5 protein-coding genes and 1 pseudogene are annotated in these 6,561 nt (G+C 33.3%); 5 read left to right on the top strand and 1 reads right to left on the bottom strand.

Translation table 11 applies throughout. The annotated features are described in order from the left end of the window. Positions 1-154: 154 nt before the first annotated feature. Positions 155-1,624 (bottom strand): transposase, encoded by a 1,470-nt coding sequence (locus tag B5X81_RS26920; protein WP_079490840.1) that lies wholly within the window; start codon positions 1,622-1,624, stop codon positions 155-157. A gap of 162 nt (positions 1,625-1,786) precedes the next feature. Between B5X81_RS26920 and trxA the strand changes: the two genes are divergently transcribed. The 5 genes and pseudogenes from trxA to B5X81_RS26895 form a co-directional block, all read left to right on the top strand. Beyond that, the gene (gene trxA, locus B5X81_RS26915) at positions 1,787-2,107 is read left to right on the top strand and encodes a thioredoxin TrxA (RefSeq protein WP_079496099.1); all 321 of its coding nucleotides are present in this window, start codon (positions 1,787-1,789) and stop codon (positions 2,105-2,107) included. 77 nt (positions 2,108-2,184) lie between these two features. Continuing rightward, positions 2,185-3,471, top strand: a complete 1,287-nt coding sequence (locus tag B5X81_RS26910; RefSeq protein ID WP_079496098.1) for a glycine/sarcosine/betaine reductase component B subunit — start codon at positions 2,185-2,187, stop codon at positions 3,469-3,471. Positions 3,472-3,522: 51 nt separating this feature from the next. Then, a complete protein-coding gene (gene grdA, locus B5X81_RS26905; RefSeq protein ID WP_079496097.1) occupies positions 3,523-3,996 on the top strand; it encodes a glycine/sarcosine/betaine reductase complex selenoprotein A in 474 nt (157 codons plus the stop codon). Positions 3,997-4,181: 185 nt separating this feature from the next. Then, positions 4,182-5,492 (top strand): glycine reductase complex selenoprotein B, encoded by a 1,311-nt coding sequence (gene grdB / locus B5X81_RS26900; RefSeq protein ID WP_079496096.1) that lies wholly within the window; start codon positions 4,182-4,184, stop codon positions 5,490-5,492. 281 nt (positions 5,493-5,773) lie between these two features. After that, positions 5,774-6,561 (top strand): annotated as a pseudogene (locus tag B5X81_RS26895) (glycine/sarcosine/betaine reductase complex component C subunit beta); the annotation flags it as partial.

Below are 6,561 nucleotides of genomic sequence, written 5' to 3'. Positions count from 1 at the left end.
TAGTGGATTGTAAAATAAATTAAAGAGTTATCCACAACAAAGACTGAAAAAACATAGAAAAAAGCACAAAAAAGGACGCATTTATTAAGTCCCATAATTTTTTAATATAAAATAATGCGTAGCATAGTGAAAAAATATTAACTTGTGGATAGTGTTAAGAAGCTAATTTATAAAGCTTTCTGATACTTCTAAAATATTGTGGTTTATTTATTGCGTTAGCAACTATAACATTAATTAATTTAGTTATGGCTGTTAAAAATAAATTGGCTCTCATACTGGTTGTGTTTAAAGTTATAGGAAAAGCAATAGAGGAATTTTTCTTTAGCGAAGCTATAGTTCTTTCAATAGTTGTTCTAAGCTTATAAGTAGAATTCCACTCATCAGAATTTCTTTGAATGCCAGGATAAAGTCTAAAGTCTTTATCAGGATAAACATAATGCATTCTTCCAGCTTTGGAAGATGTACATGGATTTTCACAAGTATGATAGCATTTACCTTTTTTATCCCTACGGGCTTTAGGACATTTATACTTTAAACGAGGGCTTCTATTTTTTCCTCTACAAATTCCTTCAGGAATAAAAGGTTCTTTAGTAAGAAGACAAAGAGGAGCACCGGATACATCAAATTCTAAGTCAGAATTATCAACACGATTAGTATTGCGGGTGTTAATAGGGATAAAAACTTTTTCAAAACCATAATGTTTTAAAAGTGAAAAATTATTATAGCTATCAAACTCACTATCGCCAAGGAAACTAATAAATTTTTTATTAGGATTATGTTTAAAAAATTGGTCTATTACAGGCTTTAGAGAGGCATTATCAAAGGAAAATTTTTGTTCCTCTGGAGTATCAAAAACATCGTCTATAGAAGAATAAAAATCATCATCAAAAAAGTTAATGTGCATTGGTATTCCAAAACCATTAGTAAGAATACCAAATTTATAAAAATAACCAAAATGACCATTAACAAAATCTAATTTAATAGAAGAATTAGTCTCAGCTTGTTTAGGCATGTTTTTATATGCGGCAGCATAAGGATTGAAAATTTCATTATTAGTGATTTTAGCATAGGTTTTTTGCTTATTTATCTCAGAAGCCAAAGTTTTAGGATTATTTTCTTTAACCTTAGGTTTTAACCCAGATGTATCATAAATAAGTATTGAAGCTAAGCCTTTTAAAGGTGAATCGTCATCTAAAGATTCATCAAATTCATTACAAATATCTAAGACATAAGAGGTCATAGAATTAAATAAATCGCAAATATCTTTTTCATAATTAATTTTGAATCTACTAAAAAAGGAATCATCAGGGACTTTATTATTAAAACCACAAAACTCTCTGAGAACCTTTGAAAATTGAAGGAATAGGGTTAGTAAAGTAGTTGTAGGAATATTGAACATATGCATAAATAATAAAGCTGCAAGTATTGAAGAAAGATTATAGTCTCTATTCCTACCTAAACTAGAGTAATAATGGTTACGAAAAGCATCAGGTATAAAAGATTCAAGATTAAAATTATCTTTAATTAAATTTAGAAAAACCTCTGGTTTTTCATAAGAAAGTACTTTTAAAGATGAAAATTGTTCAAATAGATTTAGTTGCTTAAATTCTGATAAAGAAAACATGGTAACAACCTCCCTATGTTGGTATTTGGTTTTAGTGGTATATTACTAATATCGACATAGTGGAGGAAAATACAATGGCCTATCGGCCAGAAATATAGCAAAAAAGCCGATTGTAGAATTTAACAATCGACTAAAACTAAAAATATAAAAGGAGGGAATTAAATGTTAGCTGTTGATAAGAAGACATTTGAAGAAGAAGTATTAAAGTCAGAAGGTTATGTATTGGTAGACTATTGGAGTGATGGATGTGAGCCTTGTAAAGCTCTTATGCCTGATGTTGAAGCCCTTGAGGAAAAGTACAAAGAAAAGATTAAGTTTTGCAAATTAAACACTACAAAGGCTAGAAGACTTGCAATTTCTCAAAGAGTTTTAGGACTTCCAACTATAGCACTTTATAAAGATGGTGAAAAGCTTGAAGAAGTTACTAAAGATGATGCAAATAGAAAAAATATTGAAGCAATGATTACAAAACATCTTGGTTAGTTACAAGCAACAGTTCTAATCTAATTAATAAAATTGGATTAGTTCATGTTGCCTAATATAAAGGGAGGTGAAGATCCATGCGTTTAGAGCTTGGCAGAATTGAAATTACAGATGTTCAATTTGGAGATGCAACAAAAGTTGAGGCTGGAACATTATATCTAAATAAGCAGGAGTTAATAGACTTAGTCATGGAAGATGAACATATTAAAAGTGTTCAAGTTGAATTGGCTCGTCCAGGTGAGGAAGTAAGAATTACCCCTGTGAAGGATGTGATTGAACCTAGAGTTAAAGTGGAAGGACCAGGGGGAATTTTCCCAGGTGTTATTAACAAAGTAAATACTGTAGGTTCAGGTCGCACACATGTTTTAAGTGGGGCTGCAGTAGTTACATGTGGGAAGATAGTCGGATTCCAGGAAGGTATCATTGATATGACTGGACCTGGTGCCGATTATACTCCGTTTTCAAAGCTAAATAATATATGTCTTGTAATTGAGCCTTTAGATAATTTGAAGCAGCATGAATATGAAGCAGCAGTAAGAATGGCTGGCTTAAAGGCAGCAGACTATATTGGAAAAACAGGTAAAGATATAGAGCCAAATGAAATTAAGGTTTATGAAACAAAGCCACTTCTTGAGCAGGTGGCAGAGTATCCTGATCTGCCAAAGATAGGATATGTATATATGCTTCAAACTCAAGGATTACTTCATGACACTTATGTATATGGAGTAGATGCTAAAAAAATAGTTCCAACAGTTCTTTATCCTACTGAAGTAATGGATGGAGCAATATTAAGTGGAAACTGTGTATCTGCATGTGATAAAAATACAACGTATCATCATTTAAACAATCCTATAATAAAAGATTTATATGAAAAGCATGGTAAGGAAATTAACTTTGTTGGCGTTATTATAACTAATGAAAATGTATATCTTGCCGACAAGGAAAGATCATCTAACTGGACTGCAAAGTTTACTAAATACCTTGGACTAGATGGTGCTATAATTTCTCAAGAAGGGTTTGGTAACCCAGATACTGATCTTATCATGAACTGCAAGAAAATAGAAGAACAAGGCGTAAAAACTGTTATTGTAACAGATGAGTATGCCGGTAGAGATGGAGCATCCCAATCATTAGCTGATGCTGATCCTAAGGCCGATGCCGTTGTAACTGGTGGTAATGCCAACGAGATAATAGTTCTTCCACCTATGAAAAAGGTAATTGGTATGTTGGATTATGTAGATAAGATTGCTGGCGGTTTTGATGGCTCATTACGACCTGATGGAAGTATAGAAGCTGAAATACAGGTTATTACTGGTGCTACAAATGAGCTTGGATTTAATAAAATGTCAGCAACAGGCTATTAATAAGATATTAAAGCTAAATAGAATAGTTTAAAAGAAAGGAAGTGTGCTAAAATGAGCATCTTAGATAATAAAAAAGTTATCATTATTGGCGATAGAGATGGAATACCAGGTCCAGCTATCGAAGAATGTGTTAAAACAGTAGAAAGTGCAGAGGTAGTATTCTCTTCTACGGAATGCTTTGTCTGAACCGCTGCAGGAGCAATGGACTTAGAAAATCAAAAAAGGGTTAAAGAATTAACAGAGAAGCATGGAGCAGAAAATATAGTTGTATTATTTGGAGCAGCTGAAGCAGAATCAGCAGGACTTGCTGCAGAAACTGTTACAGCAGGAGATCCAACCTTTGCAGGTTGTTTAGCAGGAGTTGGACTTGGACTTGCTGTATATCATGCAGTAGAACCAGAATTTAAAGATACAGTTAATGCTGATGTATATGAAGAACAAGTTGGCATGATGGAAATGGTTCTTGATGTAGATGAAATAATTGAAGAAATGACTTCAATTAGAGAAGAATACTCTAAATATTAATAAATTATTCAAACCCTTAATAATTTATTAAACCCTTTTGATTTAAAAATAAGTCTATTGATAAGAGTTCAGTTTGGACTCAAAGTTTATAGTATGTATGGTATGTAAATTCATTAAATAAGATGAAAATTAGTTTAAATAAAATTTTGATTTCCCGGTGTTTAAAATATGAGAGGGGGGAAAGTATGAGCAAAATTAGAGTTGTTCATTATATAAATCAATTCTTTGCTGGAATTGGTGGTGAAGAAAAAGCTGATATCCCACCAGAATTAAGAGAAGGTGTTGTTGGTCCTGGTATGGCCCTTAATAAAGCCTTCAAAGGAGAAGCTGAAATAGTTGCTACTGTTATTTGTGGTGACTCTTACTTTAATGAGAATTTAGAGGAAGCAAAAGAAAAAGTTTTGGGAATGGTGAAAAAATACAATCCTGATTTATTTATAGCTGGCCCAGCATTTAATGCAGGTAGATATGGTGCAGCGTGTGGAACAATATGTAAAGCTGTTGAAGAGAGTTTAGAAATTCCAGTTGTTACAGCTATGTATGTTGAAAATCCTGGTGCTGATATGTATAAAAAAGATATTTACATTGTATCAACCGGGAACTCGGCAGCAACAATGAGAAAAGCTATTCCTGCTCTTTCAAAGTTAGCTTTAAAACTTGGTAAAAATGAAGAAATTGGATCCCCAGAGGAAGAAGGATATATTCCAAGAGGTGTAAGAAAGAATATATTCCTTGATAAAAGAGGTTCAGCTAGAGCAGTTGAAATGATGATTAAAAAGCTTAAGGGTGAAGAATTTCCCACAGAATATCCAATGCCTGATTTTGACAACGTAGATCCAAATCCAGCTGTAAAGGATATATCTAAAGCTAAAATAGCCCTTGTAACCTCAGGCGGTATTGTACCAAAGGGTAATCCAGATCATATTGAGGCATCAAGTGCTTCTAAATATGGTAAATACGACATTGATGGAGTTACAAACTTAACAGAAGAAACTTATGAAACTGCCCATGGTGGATATGACCCAGTCTATGCAAATGAAGATGCAGACAGAGTCTTACCAGTTGATGTATTAAGGGATATGGAAAAGGAAGGCGTTATTGGACAGCTTCATAGATATTTTTATACTACTGTTGGTAATGGTACTTCAGTTGCTAATTCTAAAAAATTTGCTGCAGAATTTTCTAAGGAGCTTAAATCTGATGGAGTAGATGCTGTAATTCTAACATCTACATGAGGCACTTGTACTCGTTGCGGTGCAACGATGGTAAAAGAAGTAGAAAGAGCTGGAATTCCAGTTGTTCATATTTGTACAGTAGTGCCTATTTCATTAACAGTTGGAGCAAATAGGATAGTTCCAGCTGTGGCAATACCTCATCCATTAGGAAATCCTGCTTTAGAACCAGCAGAAGAGAAAAAGCTTAGAAGAGGTTTAGTTGAAAAATGTCTTAAGGCACTTGAAACCGAGGTTGATGGACAAAAAGTATTTGAAGATTAATAAAAGAAAGGGTGATGAATTCATCACCCTTTTTACTGAAATGAACTATAGAGAAACAAACTGAAAGATTAATTTATACATCTCAAAAAATCCCAGAAGAATGGATATTTTTAAGATGTATAAATTAAGGTTTGACATTGTTTCGCTATAGCTATAGTAATACTATTCTAAAGATTAATAAATTTCGCTGAAAGAATGTAGAAGCGTTCATTATTTCAGTAAAATTTATTTTAAGTTTTATCTAGCATGACTATATATAAATAATTATGGAGGTGTAAAGCATGAAATACCCAGTAGTAAAAGCAGCAGGATATATATTGGTTAATACCCCTGATATGATACTACACAATGGTACAACCCAAACAACAGAAAGGATAACAAACCCGGATTCAGAATATCTTAAAAAGGTACCTGAGTATATAAGGCCCTATGAAAAGGTTGTAAACTATGCTCCAAACCAAGTATATATTGGAAACATGACTCCAGAGGATTTAAAGGGATATAAAATGCCTTGGCATGATAAAGAGGTTGAAGGTGCCGATAGATTTGGTAAATTTGGGGAGATAATGCCTCAGGATGAATTTATTGGACTGATGAAAATATCAGATGTTTTTGATCTTGTAAAGCTGGAAAAGGGTTTTACTGCGTCTGTAAAGGAAAAAATGTTAAATCATCCATTATTCGATGAAAATGATGCGGCTAAGCTTAAAGAAGGTGAAGAGCTTTCAGAAATAGAGGAACAAATAAATAAATACCATGCTGAACCCCTTTACAACGATGGAAAAATAATTGGATGTGTTAAAAAGGCCCATGAGATAGATATAAATCTTACTGCCCATACAATGTTTGAAAATATTGTAGTTAAGGCTTCAGGAGTTTTGGCATTTAGACATCTTATACACAATAATAAATTGGATCCAGCTTCTATAGATTATGTAATAGAGTGCTCAGAGGAAGCTTGTGGAGATATGAACCAAAGAGGTGGAGGAAACTTTGCTAAATCCATAGCAGAAATGGGTGGAGCAGTTAATGCAACAGGATCTGATACGAGGGGCTTTTGTGCGGCACC

This window comes from Maledivibacter halophilus, from assembly GCF_900167445.1.
Classification (GTDB): domain Bacteria; phylum Bacillota; class Clostridia; order Peptostreptococcales; family Caminicellaceae; genus Maledivibacter; species Maledivibacter halophilus.
Note: the sequence above shows the minus strand (reverse complement) of the source record. Positions and strands in the feature narration are given on the sequence as shown.